Source organism: Streptomyces hamibioticus (assembly GCF_047946815.1).
Lineage (GTDB): Bacteria > Actinomycetota > Actinomycetes > Streptomycetales > Streptomycetaceae > Streptomyces.
This window is the reverse complement of the sequence record NZ_JBKKQY010000001.1, coordinates 639518-657674: the sequence shown is the minus strand read 5'-3', so window position 1 is coordinate 657674 and position 18157 is coordinate 639518. Positions and strand designations below refer to the sequence as shown.

The 18157-nt window shown below is 74.3% G+C and carries 14 protein-coding genes; 12 read left to right on the top strand and 2 right to left on the bottom strand.

The window, feature by feature from the left end:
- The first annotated feature begins 98 nt into the window (after positions 1 to 98).
- The 8 genes from ACLGIH_RS02975 (at position 99) to ACLGIH_RS02940 (ending at position 9380) form a co-directional block, all read left to right on the top strand.
- The gene (locus ACLGIH_RS02975) at positions 99 to 839 is read left to right on the top strand and encodes a beta-phosphoglucomutase family hydrolase (RefSeq protein WP_416523634.1); all 741 of its coding nucleotides are present in this window, start codon (positions 99 to 101) and stop codon (positions 837 to 839) included.
- Entirely contained in the window at positions 836 to 3190 is a 2355-nt protein-coding gene (locus ACLGIH_RS02970; protein ID WP_416523633.1) for a glycoside hydrolase family 65 protein, read from the top strand. The genes ACLGIH_RS02975 and ACLGIH_RS02970 overlap by 4 nt, the downstream gene beginning before the upstream one ends.
- Positions 3191 to 3366: 176 nt before the next feature.
- On the top strand, positions 3367 to 4869 hold the full coding sequence (locus ACLGIH_RS02965; RefSeq protein ID WP_416523632.1) for a hypothetical protein: 1503 nt from the start codon (positions 3367 to 3369) through the stop codon (positions 4867 to 4869).
- Between the two features lie 63 nt (positions 4870 to 4932).
- On the top strand, positions 4933 to 5343 hold the full coding sequence (locus ACLGIH_RS02960) for a VOC family protein (RefSeq protein WP_416523631.1): 411 nt from the start codon (positions 4933 to 4935) through the stop codon (positions 5341 to 5343).
- A gap of 99 nt (positions 5344 to 5442) precedes the next feature.
- On the top strand, positions 5443 to 7833 hold the full coding sequence (locus ACLGIH_RS02955; protein ID WP_416523630.1) for an ATP-binding cassette domain-containing protein: 2391 nt from the start codon (positions 5443 to 5445) through the stop codon (positions 7831 to 7833).
- A 126-nt stretch (positions 7834 to 7959) separates the two neighbouring features.
- The gene (locus ACLGIH_RS02950) at positions 7960 to 8334 is read left to right on the top strand and encodes a helix-turn-helix transcriptional regulator (protein WP_416529267.1); all 375 of its coding nucleotides are present in this window, start codon (positions 7960 to 7962) and stop codon (positions 8332 to 8334) included.
- Between the two features lie 10 nt (positions 8335 to 8344).
- Positions 8345 to 8761: a VOC family protein gene (locus ACLGIH_RS02945; protein ID WP_416523629.1), complete on the top strand. Its 417-nt coding sequence runs from the start codon at positions 8345 to 8347 to the stop codon at positions 8759 to 8761.
- A 133-nt stretch (positions 8762 to 8894) separates the two neighbouring features.
- On the top strand, positions 8895 to 9380 hold the full coding sequence (locus ACLGIH_RS02940) for a DUF5709 domain-containing protein (protein ID WP_416523628.1): 486 nt from the start codon (positions 8895 to 8897) through the stop codon (positions 9378 to 9380).
- 43 nt (positions 9381 to 9423) lie between these two features.
- Here ACLGIH_RS02940 and ACLGIH_RS02935 read toward each other — a convergent pair whose 3' ends face one another.
- Complete coding sequence (locus ACLGIH_RS02935) at positions 9424 to 9645, bottom strand: hypothetical protein (protein WP_416523627.1); 222 nt, start codon at positions 9643 to 9645, stop codon at positions 9424 to 9426.
- Between the two features lie 354 nt (positions 9646 to 9999).
- Positions 10000 to 10887, bottom strand: a complete 888-nt coding sequence (locus tag ACLGIH_RS02930) for a Gfo/Idh/MocA family protein (protein WP_416523626.1) — start codon at positions 10885 to 10887, stop codon at positions 10000 to 10002.
- A gap of 317 nt (positions 10888 to 11204) precedes the next feature.
- Between ACLGIH_RS02930 and bdeA the strand changes: the two genes are divergently transcribed.
- From bdeA to ACLGIH_RS02910, 4 genes are all read left to right on the top strand, one after another.
- Positions 11205 to 12137, top strand: coding sequence for a bis(hydroxyethyl) terephthalate hydrolase (gene bdeA / locus ACLGIH_RS02925; RefSeq protein WP_416523625.1), 933 nt, complete (start codon positions 11205 to 11207; stop codon positions 12135 to 12137).
- A gap of 217 nt (positions 12138 to 12354) precedes the next feature.
- Entirely contained in the window at positions 12355 to 15324 is a 2970-nt protein-coding gene (locus ACLGIH_RS02920; RefSeq protein ID WP_416523624.1) for a helix-turn-helix transcriptional regulator, read from the top strand.
- Between the two features lie 119 nt (positions 15325 to 15443).
- On the top strand, positions 15444 to 16397 hold the full coding sequence (locus tag ACLGIH_RS02915) for an IS481 family transposase (protein WP_416523623.1): 954 nt from the start codon (positions 15444 to 15446) through the stop codon (positions 16395 to 16397).
- A 289-nt stretch (positions 16398 to 16686) separates the two neighbouring features.
- Entirely contained in the window at positions 16687 to 17976 is a 1290-nt protein-coding gene (locus tag ACLGIH_RS02910; RefSeq protein WP_416523622.1) for a PucR family transcriptional regulator, read from the top strand.
- The last annotated feature ends 181 nt before the right edge of the window (positions 17977 to 18157 follow it).

The following is an 18157-nucleotide window of genomic DNA, read 5'->3' as shown; positions in this document are numbered from 1 at the left end:
CCCCGCCCCGCCCCGCCATCGCCCCGGCGCCGTACGGACCACCCGATGGGACGCGCCGCGGCGGAGAACTGTGTCGGGTATGGGGAACTGTGTCGGGTATGACGACGCAGCTCGGGCTCCCCGACGACATCCAGGCCTGCCTCTTCGACCTCGACGGGGTCGTCACCCGGACGGCGGTGGTGCACGCCGCCGCCTGGAAGGAGACGTTCGACGCGTTCCTGCGCGAGCGGGACGGCGCAAACTTCCGGCCGTTCACCGACTCCGACTACGGCGAGTACGTCGACGGCCGCCCGCGGGCCGACGGCGTCCGCACCTTCCTCGCCTCCCGCGGCATCGAACTGCCGGAGGGCGACCCGGACGACCCGCCCGACGCACCGACCGTCAACGGCGTCGGCAACCGCAAGAACGCACTGCTCCTGGAGAAGATCCGCACCGACGGCGTCGAGGCGTACGAGGGTTCGCTGCGCTACATCGAGGCCGTCCGCGCACTCGGCCTGCGCACCGCCATCGTCTCCTCCAGCGCCAACACCGTGGACGTGCTGCGCTCCATCGACGCCGAGCGCCTGTTCGACGTCCGGATCGACGGCGTGGTGGCCCGGGAGCGGAAGCTGCCGGGCAAGCCGCACCCCGACACCTTCCTCGCCGCCGCCCGCGACCTCGGTGTCGATCCCTCCCGCGCCGCCGTCTTCGAGGACGCCCTGGCCGGCATGGACGCCGGCCGCTCGGGACACTTCGGCTACGTCGTCGGCGTCGACCGCGTCGGGCAGACCGATGCCCTCTACGCGCACGGCGCCGACCGCGTGGTGACCGACCTCGCCGAGCTGGGAGGCCGGGCGTGATCACCAACCTGACGTACGCCGTGGAACCGTGGTCGGTGCGCGAGACCGCCCTCAACCTCGACCTGCTGGCGCAGAGCGAGTCCGTCTTCGCCCTCTCCAACGGGCACGTCGGCTGGCGCGGCAACCTCGACGAGGGCGAACCGCACGGCCTGCCCGGCAGTTACCTCAACGGCGTCCACGAACTGCACCCGCTGCCCTACGCCGAGGCCGGCTACGGCTACCCCGAGTCCGGCCAGACCGTCATCAACGTCACCAACGGCAAGGTGCTGCGGCTGCTGGTCGACGACGAGCCGTTCGACCTGCGCTACGGACGCCTCGGCAAGCACGAACGGACCCTCGACCTGCGCCGGGGCGTGCTGGAGCGGGCCTGCGAGTGGACCTCCCCGGCCGGCTCGACGGTCCGGGTCCGCTCCACCCGGCTGGTCTCCCTCACCCAGCGGGCGATCGCCGCCGTGGACTACGAGGTCGAGGCCGTCGACGCCCGCATCCGGGTGGTGATCCAGTCCGAGCTGGTGGCCAACGAGAGCCTGCCCGACCCGAACGGCGACCCCCGCGCGGCCAAGGCGCTGCAATCCCCGCTGGAGCCGGAGGAAGCCCTCGCCCTCGGGCCGCGGCTGCGCCTGGTCCACCGCACCCGGCGCAGCGGGCTGCGGGTCGCCGTCGCCGCGAACCACGTGGTCGAGGGCCCGGACGGGGTCTCCACCAGCAGCGAGAGCAACATCGACGTGGCCCGGCTCACCATCACCGCCGTACTGGAGCCCGGGCAGCGGCTGCGGGTGCAGAAGACCGTCGCCCACGGCTGGTCCGGAGCCCGCTCCCGGCCGGCGATGAGCGACCAGGTCGAGGCCGCGCTCGCCGCCGCCGCGCACAGCGGCTGGGCCGGACTGCTCGCCGAACAGCGCTCCTACCTCGACGACTTCTGGGCGCGCGCGGACGTCGAGGTGCACGGCGACGAGGAGATCCAGCAGGCGGTCCGGTTCGGCCTCTTCCACGTCCTCCAGGCCGGCGCCCGCGCCGAGCAGCGGGCGATCCCGGCCAAGGGACTGACCGGTTCCGGCTACGACGGCCACGCCTTCTGGGACACGGAGATGTTCGTGCTGCCCGTCCTGACCTACACCGAGCCCCGGGCGGTGGCCGAGGCGCTGCGCTGGCGCCAGGAGACCCTGCCCGCCGCCCGGGACCGCGCCGCCCAGCTCGGCCTGCGCGGCGCGGCGTTCCCCTGGCGGACCATCGACGGCTCGGAGGGGTCCGCGTACTGGCCGGCCGGCACCGCCGCCTTCCACGTGGCCGCCGACATCGCGCACGCCGTCGTCCGCTACGTGGCGGCCACCGGCGACACCGACTTCGAACGCGACACCGGCCTGGAGCTGCTGGTGGAGACGGCCCGGCTGTGGCGCTCCCTCGGCCACCACGACCACCACGGCACCTTCCACATCGACGGGGTCACCGGCCCGGACGAGTACAGCGCGATCGCCGACGACAACGTGTACACCAACCTCATGGCGCGGTCGAACCTGCTGGCCGCCGCCGACGTCTGCGAACGCCACCCCGACGAGGCCGCCCGGCTCGGCGTCGACGACGAGGAGAGCGCGACCTGGCGGGACGCCGCCGAGGCCGTGCACATCCCCTACAACGAGGAACTCGGCGTCCACGAGCAGCACGCGGGCTTCACCCGCCACCAGCGCTGGGACTTCGCCCGCACGGGCGCCGACCAGTACCCGCTGATGCTGCACTTCCCCTACTTCGACCTGTACCGCAAACAGGTGATCAAGCAGTCCGACCTGGTCCTGGCCATGTACACCTGCGGCAGCTGGTTCGACGCGCACTGCGACGACGACCAGATCGCCCGCAACTTCGCCTACTACGAGCCGCTGACCGTCCGCGACTCCTCGCTGTCGGCCTGCTGCCAGGCCGTGGTCGCCGCCCAGACGGGCCACCTGCGCCTGGCCTACGACTACGCCGCCGAGGCCGCGCTGATGGACCTGGCGGACCTGGAGCACAACACCCGCGACGGGCTGCACATCGCGTCCCTGGCCGGCACCTGGATGGCCCTGGTCGCCGGATTCGGCGGCACCCGCCGCGACGGCGACACCCTGCGTTTCGCGCCGTGCCTGCCGGAGAAGTTCGGCCGTCTGGCCTTCCGGCTCCAGTTCCGCGGCCGGTGCGTGCGCGTGGAGATCGCCGCCGGCGAGGCGACGTACACCCTGCTGTCCGGACCGCCGCTGACGATCCGTCACCACGGGACGGAGGTCGCCCTGAACGGCGACGGACCGGTGCGCCGGCCCGTCCCCGACGTGAAACGCCGGCCGACCCCGGAACAGCCCCCGCACCGCCGCCCCCACGCCCGGTGACCGGCCGCCGACCCCCGGACGCCGGAGGGGCCGGACGCCGCCCTGCGGAGCGGCCGTGCAAGGGTTAGCTTTGTGCTTGTTTTATCTGGAATTCATAATTTCGCATCGGATTTTCCCGCGCGTTCACGACGGAGGGGCGGACGATGGCCGGCGCAGTGAACACCATCCTCGGGGGCATGCGCCACCGCGATGGCGCCCCGGCGTCCGGCCGCCCCCGGCGCGTGCCCGGCACCCGGCTGCTCGCGGCGGTGGCCTGCGCCTTCACCCTCGCCCAACTGCTGCTGGTCCGCCCCGGCATGGGCCTGGGCTGGGACGAGACCGTCTACGTCAGTCAGGTCACCACCCACACCCCGGCCGCCTTCTTCAGCGCACCCCGCTCCCGCGGCGTCTCCGTGCTGGTGGCGCCCGTGGCCTCCTGGTCGTCATCCACCGAACTGCTGCGCGTCTACCTCGCCCTGCTCTCCGGTCTCGGCCTCTACCTGGCCCTGCGCGCCTGGCGGGACCTGTTCCCGGCCCGTGTCCTGGCCACCGCGGGCGCGCTGTTCGCCACCCTGTGGATCACGCTCTTCTACGGCCCGCAGGCCATGCCCAACTACTGGGTCGCGATCGGTGCCCTCGTCTGCGTCGGCTGCTTCCTGCGCGTCCGCGCCGGCCACTCCGGACGGGCGGCGCTGTGGGGTGTGGTGGCCGGGGCCGCGCTGATGGCGTGGATGCGGCCCACCGACGCCGTCTGGGTGACCGTTCCGCTGCTCGTCCTGGCGCTGGTGCGACGGTACTGGCCGCTCCTGCTCGCCCTGACGGGCGGCCTCGCCACCGGAGGAGCGGAGTGGGTGGCCGAGGCGTACGCCTGGTACGGCGGCCTCGGGGAGCGGCTGTCCCGGGCCTCCGAGATCCAGGGCGGGCTCGGCTGGCACATCGCCGTCGACGACCAGCTGCGCAGCCTGGGCGGACGCGCCCTGTGCCGGTGGCCGTGCGCCGGGGAGATGCCGCCACCGCCGGTCACCGCGTGGTGGTTCCTCCTGCCGGTGCTCGCCGTGCTCGGGGTCGTCGTCGCCGTACGCGCCGGCCGCACCGCCCGCACCCTGATCCCGTTCGTCTGCGCCACGACGGTCGCCCTGCCCTACCTGTTCATGATCGACTACGCGGCGCCCCGCTTCCTCCAGCCCGCCTACGCCCTGCTGGCCATCCCCGTCGCCGACGCGCTCTGGCAGCTGGTCAAGCGGCCCGGCGGGCAGTGGCGGCCGGTCGCCACGACCCTGGTCGCGCTCGGACTGGCCGGGCACCTGGCGGTGCAGCTCACCGTCCTCGTGCACACCGTGGACCGCAACACCGACAGCCGCCGCGACTGGGCCCGCGTCGCCGAGACGCTGCACGGCCTGGGCGTCCGCCCACCCTGCCTGCTCACCGGGCACGAGGCCATCCCCATCGCCTACTACGCCGGCTGCTCCTCCGGCAACAGCGCCGGGAACAACGAGAACATCACCGTGGCGGAGATCGTGCGCACCGCCCGGCGCATCCCGGTGGCCGCCCTCACCGGCCCGGGCGGCACCCCGCCCGAGTACGCCCGCACCTGGACCCCGCACGAGGTCACCGGCCTCGAGATCCGGGTGGCTCCGGGGCAGGCGCGAAACCAGGACCTCTCGAAGCGGGCTCGAGGGCCGGTCGAGGGCCGGTCGTGACCGGCCGGGGACCGGTCAGGAATGGAGAAGCACCGGTCACGCCACCTGCCTAGGCTCAAGGCCATGGACCTCACGATCCACCGGGCCTTTCTCCCGCACGACGATCCGGACGCCGCCCTGGCCTTCTACCGCGACACCCTCGGTTTCGAGGTCCGCGACGACGTCGGCCATGGCGCCGTGCGCCGGATCACGGTCGGCCCCGCCGGCCGGCCCGGCACGTCCCTCGTGCTGGAGCCGCCAGCCGCGGACCCCGGGGTCACCGACGACGAGCGCCGCACCGTCACGGAGATGACGGCCAAGGGCACCTGCGCCCGGATCACCCTGGCCACCACCGACCTCGACGGGACCTTCGCCCGGGTGCGGGCCGTCGGCGCCGAGATCGTCCAGGAGCCCACCGAGCAGCCCCACGGCACGCGCGACCGCGCCTTCCGTGATCCCGCGGGCAACATGATCCGCGTCGACGAAGTCCACTGACACGAAAGCACCGGCGAGCACCGGAGCAAAGCTGGTTGGATCGGGTCCGGCGACGCCGATCCGGGCCGCGAGGCCGGCCCCCCATGGAATGGAGACACGATGAGCATGGCACCGAGCACGGACCCGCAGTCGCCTGCGCCGCACGCCGCCGACAGCCACGACATGATCCGCGTGCACGGTGCGCGCGAGAACAACCTCAAGGACGTCAGCATCGAGATCCCGAAGCGCCGGCTGACGGTGTTCACCGGCGTCTCCGGCTCGGGCAAGAGCTCGCTGGTCTTCGACACGGTCGCGGCGGAGTCGCAGCGGCTGATCAACGAGACCTACAGCGCCTTCGTGCAGGGCTTCATGCCGACGCAGGCGCGGCCCGAGGCCGACGTGCTCGACGGGCTGACCACCGTGATCAGCGTCGACCAGCAGCGCATGGGCGCCGACCCCCGCTCCACCGTGGGCACCGCCACCGACGCCAATGCCATGCTGCGCATCCTGTTCAGCCGGCTCGGCGACCCGCACATCGGCGGCCCCGGCGCGTTCGCCTTCAACGTCCCCTCGGTCCGGGCCAGCGGTGCGATCACCGTCGAGCGCGGCAACAAGAAGACGGAGAAGGCGACCTTCACCCGCACCGGCGGCATGTGCCCGAACTGCGAGGGCCGCGGCACGGTCTCCGACATCGACCTCACCCAGCTCTACGACGACTCCAAGTCGATCGCCGAGGGCGCGTTCACCATCCCCGGCTGGAAGTCGGACAACGTCTGGACCGTGGGGGTCTACGCCCAGTCGGGCTTCCTCGACCCCGACAAGCCGATCCGTGACTTCACCGAGAAGGAGATGCGGGACTTCCTGTACGGGGAGCCCACCAAGGTCAAGGTCAACGGCGTCAACCTCACCTACGAGGGCCTGATCCCCAAGATCCAGAAGTCGTTCCTGGCCAAGGACAAGGAGGCGATGCAGCCGCACATCCGGGCCTTCGTGGAGCGGGCGGTCACCTTCACCGCCTGTCCCGAGTGCGGCGGCACCCGGCTCGCCGATGCGGCCCGCTCGTCCAGGATCAAGGGGATCTCCATCGCCGACGCCTGCGCGATGGAGATCCGCGACCTGGCCGAATGGGTGCGGGGCCTGGACGAGCCGACCGTGGCGCCGCTGCTCACCAAGCTCCAGGGCACCCTCGACTCCTTCGTGGAGATCGGCCTCGGTTACCTCTCGCTGGAGCGGCCGGCGGGCACCCTGTCGGGCGGCGAGGCCCAGCGCGTGAAGATGATCCGCCACCTCGGCTCCTCGCTCACCGACGTCACCTACGTCTTCGACGAGCCCACCACCGGCCTGCACCCGCACGACATCCAGCGCATGAACGACCTCCTGCTGCGCCTGCGGGACAAGGGCAACACCGTGCTCGTCGTGGAGCACAAGCCGGAGACGATCGCGATCGCCGACCACGTCGTCGACCTCGGACCCGGCGCCGGTACGGCGGGCGGCACGGTCTGCTTCGAGGGCACCGTCGAGGGGCTGCGGGCCTCCGGCACCGTCACCGGCCGTCATCTCGACGACCGGGCGGCGCTGAAGGAGACGGTGCGCACGCCGAAGGGCGCGCTGGAGGTCCGCGGCGCCACGGCGAACAACCTGCGAAGCGTCGACGTCGACATCCCGCTCGGGGTGCTGACCGTCGTCACGGGCGTCGCCGGCTCCGGCAAGAGCTCGCTCCTGCACGGGTCGATCCCCGCCGGCGAGGGTGTGGTGTCGGTCGACCAGAGCCCCATCCGCGGCTCCCGGCGCAGCAACCCGGCGACGTACACCGGACTGCTCGACCCGATCCGCAAGGCCTTTGCCAAGGCCAACGGTGTGAAGCCGGCGCTGTTCAGCGCCAACTCCGAGGGCGCCTGCCCCACCTGCAACGGCGCCGGGGTCGTCTACACCGACCTGGCGATCATGCAGAGCGTCGCCAGCACCTGCGAGGACTGCGAGGGCAAGCGGTTCCAGGCGGCGGTGCTGGAGTACCACCTCGGCGGCCGGGACATCAGCGAGGTGCTCGCGATGTCGGTGGCGGAGGCCGAGGAGTTCTTCGGCGGCGGCGACGCCCGCACACCGGCCGCGCACAAGATCCTCGGCCGGCTCGCCGACGTCGGGCTCGGCTACCTCACCCTGGGGCAGCCGCTGACCACGCTGTCCGGCGGTGAGCGGCAGCGGCTGAAGCTGGCCGTGCACATGGCCGAGAAGGGCGGCGTCTACGTCCTCGACGAGCCGACCACCGGCCTTCACCTCGCCGACGTCGAACAGCTGCTCGGCCTGCTCGACCGGCTGGTGGACTCCGGCAAGTCGGTCATCGTCATCGAGCACCACCAGGCGGTCATGGCCCACGCCGACTGGATCATCGACCTCGGCCCCGGCGCCGGCCACGACGGCGGCAAGGTGGTCTTCGAGGGCACGCCCGCCGATCTGGTGGCCGCCCGCTCCACCCTGACCGGCGAGCACCTCGCCGCCTACGTCGGCTCCTGACCCTGTCCGTGGCGGAGGCCGGGCGGTGACTTGCCCGCCGCCCGGCCCCGGGTGCTGTGGGAAACTCGTGACGTGAAACGGCCCGATCTCGACGACCTGGTCCGGCTGCGCCGGGCGCGCGACCGGATGGACCGCGACTACGCCGAGCCGCTCGACGTCCCGGCGCTGGCGCGGGACGCCCTGATGTCGACGGGCCACTTCTCCCGCAGCTTCCGCGCCGCCTTCGGCGAGACGCCGTACAGCTACCTGATGACCCGCCGCATCGAGCGGGCCAAGGCGCTGCTGCGGCGCGGCGACCTGACGGTGACCGAGGTCTGCTTCGCGGTCGGCTGTACGTCGCTGGGTTCGTTCAGCTCGCGCTTCACCGAGCTGGTCGGCGAGAGCCCGAGCGCCTACCGGGCCCGCGACCACGACCGGGGCGCCGCCATCCCGGCGTGCATGGCCAAGATCTACACACGGCCGGTCAGGAACGGAGAAGCGCGCCCAACCGATCGGCCGTAGCGTGTCCGCCATGGACATCAAGCTCTCCACCTGCTTCATCGCCGTCGACGACCACGACAAGGCCATCGCCTTCTACCGCGACGTGCTGGGCCTCGAGGTGCGCGACGACGTCGGGTTCGAGGGGATGCGCTGGGTGACCGTCGGGTCGCCCGCGCAGCCGGACGTGAACATCGTCCTGGAACCGCCCGCCGCCGACCCGAGCACCTCGGCCGCCGACAAACAGGCCCTGGCGGAGCTGATGGCCAAGGGTCTGCTGCGCGGCGTCCTCTTCTCGACCGAGGACTGCGACGCCACCTTCGAGCGCATCAGCGCCTCCGGCGCCGAGGTGCTCCAGGAGCCCATGGACCAGCCGTACGGCGTCCGCGACTGCGCCTTCCGCGACCCCGCCGGCAACCTGCTGCGCTTCACCCAGCCCCTCGCGAAGTGACCGCCCGCCCTCTCGGTCCGGCGGCGCCCGTACGCCCGTGCGGGCGCCGCGGAGGTTAGAGATCGCGTGACGGGAAACGCGAATGCAGACACCCGACACGACCGAGTCGACGCAGCGCGAGAGGGAGGCAGAGATGGGCACGAACCCGATGGCCGACGACGCCTACCAGCCCACCGGAAGCAATGAGGAGCAGGAGGACGCCGCGCCGCTCGACCTGCAGGACGCCCTCGACGAGCGGGACTACGACGACACCCTGGACGAGGGCTACTCGCCGCCGGAGAAGCCGCTCGGCGTCACCAAGCACGGCACCACCGCGGCCGAGCAGCACGACGGCGAGACCCTCGATGAGCGGCTCTCCCAGGAGGTCCCCGACGTCACCGAGCCCTCCGGGGACGGTGTGGGCGACGCCCCCGGCGGGGACGGCGAGCCCGTCGACCCGGAGGCGGGCACGGACCGCTCCGGGCGCCTGGTGGCGCCGGACGAGGGGGCGCGCACCGACACCACCAAGGAGACCGTCGCCCGGGACGTGGGCATCGACGGGGGCGCGGCCGGCGCCGAGGAGGCCGCCATGCACACCGTCGAGGACGACACGGCGCTGCCGGACCGCGAGGACCGCTGAGCGGGCGCCCGGCCGGGGAGTCCGGCCGGGCGCCCGCCCAGCGTCAGGGCAGCAGCTTGTCCAGGGCGGCCGGGCCTTCGTCGGCCAGCTTGCGCCGGGCCCATTCCAGATTGCGTTCCGTGAGGTCCTTGCCGGACGCCAGGACGAGATCCTCCGGCGACACGTCGACGCCGGTGCGGGTGTGGAGCAGGTCGTCCGGGGTGGCGCGGTCGTCGGCCACGCGAACCTCGGACGGCCGGGAAGCCTCGGGCTGTGACATCTCCATGATCTGAAGCTCCTCCGGTCCGTTGTCGGTTTCGGTCCCGGTTCTGCCATCGGTTCCGAATCTCCCGCTATCACCGTAACGTCCCTTCTCGCCGGGCGCTCCGCCTGGGCCGCGCCGCCCGGAGCCCGGCGCCCCCGGAGCGGGCCCCCACCGGCCGGAATCCCGGTGCGACGGCACGGCGGACGCCTCTCGGGCCCGTTCGGACACCACCACGCCGCCACGCGGGCCCTCACGCCGCCACGCCCGTTCACCGCCCGCACACCGAAGCGGGACGACGAGCGCCGCCGTCCGGGCCCGGCCGGCCACGACGGACCCGCAGCCGGTCCACGGCGGCCGCGGCACCACGCGGCGCGGCTAGCCGACCGCGCCGGCCAGCCGCGCCTCGGCCTCCGCGAGGATCTCCGTCACCCGCAGACCGAACGCGGCGCCGCACGCGTGCGGGCGTCCGGTACGCGCGGCGGCGAGCAGCGCGTCCGCGGCCCGCAGCAGCGCGGGCACCGGTCCCTCCGCGCTCTGCGGAAGGAGCGTCACCCCGGTACCGCCCAGCAGTTCCACCGTGGCGCCGGCCGCGGCCGGCGGTGCCGTCAGGCTGAGCGTCAGCACGCTCGACGCGCCGCCGGTGTGCTCCAGGACGATGTGCACGGTGTCCCCCGGGCCGTGCCCGGCGGCCGTCACCCGCACCACATCGCCCAGCACCGGCAGCAGCACCGACAGCGCGTGCGGCCCGACGTCCCACAGGGCGCCCTTCTCCCGCCGCCACGGCGACCGGGCGAACGGGCTGTCACCGGTGAACACCGCTCCGAGCCACTGGGCCCGCGCCGTGAACCACTCGCCGCGGGCCGCCTGTTCGGCGATCCACCCCTCGGTCTCCGGCCGGAACCGGGCGGTGAAGAAGACGACCGAGGCGACGCCGGTCTCCCGCACGGCCTCGGCCACGGCCCGCCCCTGCGCGACCGTCGCCGCCAGCGGCTTGTCCAGCAGCAGATGACGGCCCGCCCGTGCCGCGCGCACCGCGACATCGGCCTGCACGGCCGGGGGCAGCGCCACGGCGACGGCCTCCACGTCGTCGAGCAGGGTGTCCACGTCGTCGTACGCGCGCGTGCCGTGACGCGCCGCCAGTTCCTTGGCGGCCTCGGGGCGGCGCCCCCACACCCCCACGAAGTCCAGGTCGTCGTGCCGGCTCAGGGCGGGAGCGTGAGCCATGTCCGCCCAGGGACCGGTGCCGAGCAGTCCGATGCGCATGCCGCCGCCTCTCCACGGTGGTGAACCCCGGGCCGGCCCGCGGCCGCCCGGCCGGGGCCGAGCGTGACACACCGACCGGGCTCCCGCGCAACCCCTGGGGAACGGGGCCGCCCGGGCCGCCGCGCCCTTCGCGACCGGAGGGTTTCGAGAGACCGGTGATATTGCCGATCCCCGGAACCGGCGCACCCCTCGACAGTGGCACGGCCAGCTCAGCGGCGATGCCCGTCCGGCGGAGTTGAGGGACGCGGCCCCACGCGTCCCGAGCCGTGTGCGGCCACCGGCCGGGCCCCTCGCCACGACAGAGAGGACGACTCGTCGTGCAGTCGAACCCCCACGTCACTGCCACTCACCGGGCTCCCCGGCCGCCGTCCGGCGGGATCCGGCGGCGGTTCGCCGGCGCGGCGGCGGCCATCGCCGCCGTCGTCGGATTCAGCACCCTCACCGGTCCGGCCGCCCAGGCGGCCGACAACCCCTACGAGCGCGGCCCGGCGCCCACCGAGTCCAGCATCGAGGCACTGCGCGGCCCGTACGCCGTCTCGGACACGAGCGTCTCCTCGCTCGTGGTCACCGGCTTCGGCGGCGGCACCATCTACTACCCGACCACCACCAGCGACGGTACCTTCGGCGCGGTCGCGGTCGCCCCCGGCTACACCGCCAGCCAGTCCTCCATGGCCTGGCTCGGACCGCGTCTGGCCTCGCAGGGCTTCGTGGTGTTCACCATCGACACCAACTCCAGGTACGACCAGCCGGACTCGCGCGGACGGCAGCTGCTCGCGGCCCTGGACTACCTCACCGAGCGCAGCTCGGTCAGAAGCCGCATCGACAGCAGCCGCCTCGGCGTCATGGGCCACTCCATGGGCGGCGGTGGCTCGCTGGAGGCCGCCAAGTCACGCCCGTCCCTCCAGGCGGCCATCCCGCTGACCCCGTGGAACCTCGACAAGACCTGGCCCGAGGTCCGCACCCCCACCATGATCATCGGAGCGGACGGCGACACCGTCGCCCCCGTCTCCTCCCACTCCGAGCCGTTCTACAACACCCTGCCGTCCAGCACGGACCGCGCCTACCTGGAGCTGAACAACGCCAGCCACTTCGCGCCCAACACGTCGAACACGACGATCGCGAAGTACAGCATCTCCTGGCTCAAGCGGTTCATCGACAACGACACCCGCTACGAGCAGTTCCTGTGCCCGCTGCCGCGTCCGAGCCTGACCATCGAGGAGTACCGGGGCAACTGCCCGCTCCGTTCCTGATCCCCCGACGGCACCATCCGGCGGCGGTCGCCCACCCGGCGGCCGCCGCCGGCGTTGTGCCGGAGCACCTCCGGGCGTCGCACACGCTGTGCGGCGGCACAGTCCGCAACCCGCCCGCGCCGCCGGCCGAAGCGCAGGTGACAGGGCGGAAAACAGCCGCCGACCGGTGAGGACCGGAGGCTTCCGCCTCGGGTTACGCGCGCGTAACCTCCCGGGAATGACCGGAGAGACGACCGTACGTCCGGCGGTGCGGCTGCACGGCCGGTGCGCCGAACGGCGCGCGGTGGCCGCGCTGTCGGACCGGCTGCGGACGCACAGCGCCGGACTCGTCGTGACCGGCGAGCCCGGTCTCGGCCGCACCACCCTGCTCCGCTGGGCCGCGCGCACCTTCACGGCCGGGCCCGTCCTGTGGCTGGAGAACGGGACGGCCCCCCACGCGCTGCGCGCCCTCGCGCCGGACACGCCGGTGCTGCTGTGCGCCGACGACGTCCACCTGTGGTCCGCTCCCGCCCGCGCCGCGCTGCGCGGCGCGGCCGGCACGGGCCGGACCGGGCTGCTGCTCTCCGTCGCCGGACACCGCGCCGCCGACCCGGAGTTCGCCCGGCTGCCCGTGGTACGCCTGGACCCGCTGTCGCCGCCGCAGGCCGCCGCCCTGCTCGACGACGCGACCGACGGCGCCGCGGACCCGGCCGTCGCCGCCGAGCTGCTGGCCGAGGCCGAGGGGAACCCGGCCCTGCTGCTCGCCCTGGTCGGCCGGCTGTCGTCCGCCGAACTGCGCGGCCACGGCCCGCTGCCGAGACCTCTCGCCGACGCCGCGACGCTGGCGGCCGTGGCGGGGCCCGCCCTCGACGGCCTCGACCCCGACGACCGGGACCTGTTGCTGACGGCGGCGGCCGCGGTACGGGCATCGGACCTGCCCGACGCCGACGCCGGCCTCGTCCATCGAGCCGTACGGCACCTGCGGCCCACCGCGCCGGAACCCGAACCGGCCGACGGCCGGCTCCGCCTGCTCGGCTCCCTGCTCCGCCGCGCCGCCTACGCGACCGCCGACCCCCACCGCCGCCGCGCCGCCCATGCCGCACTGGCCCGGGCGACACGGACCACCGGCCACCGCCTCACCGGACTCCTGCACCACACGTGGTCACTGGCCGACGCGCCGGGGGGTGTGACCGACGCGTCCGGGGAGGCGGCCGGTGTGTTCGGGGGTGTCGCCGAGGTGTCCGGGAGGGAAGCGCCCGACGTGTCCGTCGGCTCGGCGGCCGACGCGTCCGGAGGCGGGCCGGCCGCCCTGCCGGGGGGCGGAGTGGGCGACGGGTCCGGGGCGCGGGTTTCCGGCGTGTCCGGGGCTCGGGAGCCCGGCGTGTCCGGGGGCTCGGTGACCGACGCGTCCGGTGGTGGGGTGGGCGACCTGGTGGGGGAGGGGTCGGCCGACGTGCCCGGAGGTGGGGCAGCGGGCCTGGCCGGGGGCGGAGTGGCCGGCGCGCGCCGGGCCCTCGTGGGCGGTTCGGCCGGGGCCGCGCTGGCCGATCGGCTGGCGGCGGAGGCGGCCGACGAGTCGCTCGCCGCCTCCCACCTGCTGCGGTCGAGGGCGTACGCCCGGGCCGCGGAGCTGACGGCGGACGCCCCGGCCCGCGCCGAGCGGTACACGGCCGCGGCCGAGCAGGCGCTGCTCGCCGGGCGGCCGGACCGGGCCCGTCCGCTGATCGCAGCCGCCCGCGACCGGGCCGCACCGGCGGGGACACGGGGACGTGCCGAGCTGGTGAGCGGCCTGACCGAGCTGCGGGACGGCCCCGTCGGAGACGCGCACCAGTCCTTGCTGCTGGCGGCGTCCCTGCTCGCCGCCTCCGCCCCCGAGCAGGCGGCCGTCGCCGCTCTCGCCGCCGTCGACGCGGCCTGGGCGGCCGGGGACCTCACGGCGTGTCTGGCGACGCTCGGGAACGAACAGCGGCACGGCGAGGCCGCCGCCGTCCCGGCCGGGGACGCGATGCGTGACCACCGCCTCGGCATGCGGGCCCTGCTCGAAGGCCACCGGGACCGGGCCGCCGTACCGCTGGGGCACGTGGTGGACCGCGGCCGGACCGGCCACCGTCCCGAGGAACTGCTGCGGGCGGCGGCGGCCGCGCTGCTGCTCGGTGAGGCGGACGCCGCCCGCCGCGCCGGCGCCCGGGCCCTTGCGGCGGCCCGGCACCTCGGGTCGGCGGCGCTGGTGCCACAGGCCCTGGAGTACCTCGCCTACGCCGAACTCCGCGCGGGCCGGCACGCACAGGCCCGCGCGCACGCCGAGGAGGGACTGCGCACCGCGCTGCGTGCCGGACAGCGCAACACCGCCGCCCACCACCACGCCGTACTGGCCCTGGCGGCGTCCATCGAGGAGGAGCCGGCCGTCGTGGACCGGCATGTGACGGCCGCCCTGGCCACGGCCCGGCGGCACGGTCTGGCGCAGGCCGCCACCCTGGCGGAGTGGGCGGCCGGCCGGGCCGACCTCGGCCGAGGCCGCCCCCTCGACGCCGCCGACCGGCTCGGCCTCCTCGTGCTGCCCGGCCCCCGCCGCGGCCACTTCGCCGTGTGGCGGCTCGCCGTGCCCTGCTTCGTGGAGGCCGCGGCGCTCGCCGGACGGCACGACGACGCCCGGACGCTGCTGGAGGACTTCGCCGGGTGGGCGGCGTTCGGCGCCGACGCGCAGGCCGCCGCCCAGCTGGCCCGCTGCCGTGCGCTGCTGGCACCGCCGGACCGGGCGGACGACCTCTACCGGCGCGCGCTGGCCCGGCACGACGAGGCCGGCGGCGACTTCGAACGCGCCCGCACCGCGCTGCTGTACGGCAAATGGCTGCGCCGCCGACGCCGGCCCCGCGAGGCCCGTGACCGCCTCGGCGCCGCCCTGGCCGGCTTCGAGCGCTGCGGCGCGGGCGTCTGGGCCCAGCAGACACGTGGCGAGCTGCGCCCCCTCGGGGCCGCCCCGCGCGGCCGGGACGCCGGCGCCCTGACCCGGCTGACCCCGCAGCAGCTGCGCATCGCCCGGCAGGTCGCCGAGGGCGCCACCAACCGGGAGGTCGCCCTCACCCTCGCGGTCAGCACCCGCACGGTCGACTACCACCTGCGCAAGGTCTTCGCGGCCCTCGGCGTCCGCTCCCGCGTGGAGCTGGCCCGCCTGGTCGACGAGGCGGAGAAGACCGCGGCGGAGCCCTAGCTGTTCTGTCCGGGGAGGTTGTGGACGGGTGAGCCAGGTCTCGGCTGAGGGATCTTGAACAGGTGAGGGCCTTCCGGTTCGGTGTGGATTGCGACGTCTACACCAACAGAAAGGCCCTCGTGCCCCACCGTAATGCACCCCTGACCGAGACTGGACGGCTGCGTCTGGCCCGCTGCGTGGTCGAGGACGGCTGGACTCTTCGCCGGGCCGCTGAACGCTTCCAGGTCTCGCCCACCACCGCTCAGCGGTGGGCCGACCGCTACCGGGCGTCCGGCGAGGCCGGGATGAGTGATGTGTCCTCCCGCCCGCACACGAGCCCGCGCCGCACCCCGACCCGCACCGAGCGGCGCATCATCAAGGTCCGCGTGCTGCGCCGGTGGGGCCCGGCTCGCATCGCGCACCTGCTGCACCTGGTGCCCTCGACCGTGCATCGGGTCCTGACCCGCTACGGCCTGGCCCGCCTCGCCCATCTGGACCGGGCAACGGGCCGTGTCATACGCCGCTACGAACGCGACAAGCCCGGCGAGCTGGTCCACGTCGACATCAAGAAGCTGGGCAACATCCCCGACGGCGGCGGCCACAACGTCCTCGGCCGCCAGGCCGGTCGTGCCAAACGGTCCAGCGTCGGCTACAGCTACCTGCACACCGCCGTCGACGACCACTCCCGCCTGGCCTACAGCGAGATACACACCGACGAGAAGAAGGAGACCGCCACCGGCTTCTGGCAGCGGGCCCAGACCTTCTTCGCACAGGCGGGAATCAGCGTCGAGCGGGTCCTGACCGACAACGGCTCCTGCTACCGCTCCCGTGCCTGGCGCGACGCGCTGGCAGCGGCCGGGATCACCCACAAGCGAACCCGGCCTTACCGGCCCCAGACCAACGGCAAGGTCGAACGCTTCAACCGCACCCTGCTCGACGAGTGGGCCTACGCCCGCCCCTACCAGTCAGAGCAGGAAAGACGTGACGCCTTCCCCAGCTGGCTGCACACCTACAATCACCACCGCGGACACACCGCGCTCAAGGGCCAGCCACCCGCCAGCCGCGTCCCCAACCTCACAGGGCAATACACCTAGCCGGCGCCCGGTGGCCGGTTCCGCCCGCTCGGTGGCGCCGGTCCGGCGCGCTCCCCGCGGGCCGGGGAGGCCCGTCGAAGGTGCTCAGGCGTCTGCCGCCGGTGGGCGACGGCCGCCCGCAGCCGGCCCGGTCCGCCGGGCGGATCGACCAGAATTTGCCGCCAAGGCCTAGGGACCGACCGGACGGTATGCCATCCTTCGGGCAGGACGAGTCAGGGGTGGCACGGCGCGGGGCGGCATGCCCCGGGCCGTCCCGCCGCCGGAAGCCCGAGCCTGGGGGAGGGCCGCGATGCACCACGCCGCCGCGACGCACCACGCCATACGGTCCCGAGCCGCCATCCGCACCGGACCCACGCCGGTTCCGCGCCCGCGGACACCGCGCGTCCGGTCGCTGATCGACGCCGACGCGCTGCGCGTCCTGCACCGGGCCGCCGGTGTGCTCCTCGACGACCTGCCCGATCTGACCGACGGGCTGGTGGCCATCCTGCAGGAGCAGGAGCCCGCCTACCGCACGGCAGTCGCGGGCGACCCCACCGGCATCTGGCAGGAGGTGCACCGCTCGCTGCGGCACAGCGTCACCTCACTGATCGACCCGCGCGGCACCCGGGACGCCGCCCGCCGCTGCTCCTGGCGGATCGGGGCCACCCGCGCCGAACAGGGACTGCCGCTGGACGCCCTGCTGCACGCCTTCCGGCTGGGCGGCTCCCTGGTGTGGCAGCGCCTCGTCGAGGAGACCTCCCGCACCGCCCCCGAGGACGTCCGCCTGCTGGTGCACGTGGCGGCCGACGTGTGGAACTTCGTCGACGAGCACTGCACCCTCGTCGCCGACGCCTACCGGCAGGTCGAGTGGCAGCTGAACCGGCGCCGCGAGAACCGGGCCCGGCTGCTGGCCGCCGCCCTGCTCGACGGCACCAGCCGCATCGCCGACCTGCCCGAGGCCGCGCAGGCCCTCGACCTGCCCGAACATGGCCGGTACGTGGTCGTCGCCGTGGCCGGCGGACACCCCGCGCGGTGCACCACCGCCCGCGCCGCGGCCGTACCCGACGCCTTGCGCGTCTACTGGCACACCGGCGTCGACGTGGACCACGGCATCGTCCTCGTGGGACAGGGCGGGCTGCCCGAGCCGGACCCGCGGCCGGACGGCCCGGCCTCCGGCGTCCGTATCGGCATCGGCAGCCCCGTCGACGGGCTGGCCTCCGTGGGTGAGGCCCGCCGGCTCGCCGACACCGCGCTGAACATCTGCCCCGCCGGCGGCGGCACCGTCCGCCTGGCCGACCACCTGCCCGCCGCGCTGGTCGTCTCCAGCCCCGAACTCGGCCGCGCGCTCGCCGAGAAGGTCCTCGGACCCCTGCTGCGCCTGGAACCCGCCGACCGCGAGGTGCTGCTCGACACCCTCACCACCTGGCTCGCCTGCGACGGCTCCGCCCAGCGGGCCGGGGAGCGCCTCTACTGCCACCGCAACACCGTCCTGAACCGGCTGCGCCGCTGCGAGCAGCTCACCGGGCGCTCCCTGGCCCGCCCGTCCGACGTCGTCGAGGTCAGCCTCGCCCTGACCGCCCGCACGCTGCTGCGCGACTGACGGTACCGGCGCCGGCACGGGCTCCGGCTCCGGGCAGGGGCGGGCTGGGCACCCGCACAGACTGACCCGCCCGGGACTGGGACGCCGCAGCGTCCCCGGTCCGGGCGCTGTACCGGCACCGGCGGCCGTGCTGTCGTGAGCGGCGTTCCTTCGTCGAACGCCCGAACGACCCCCGAAGCCG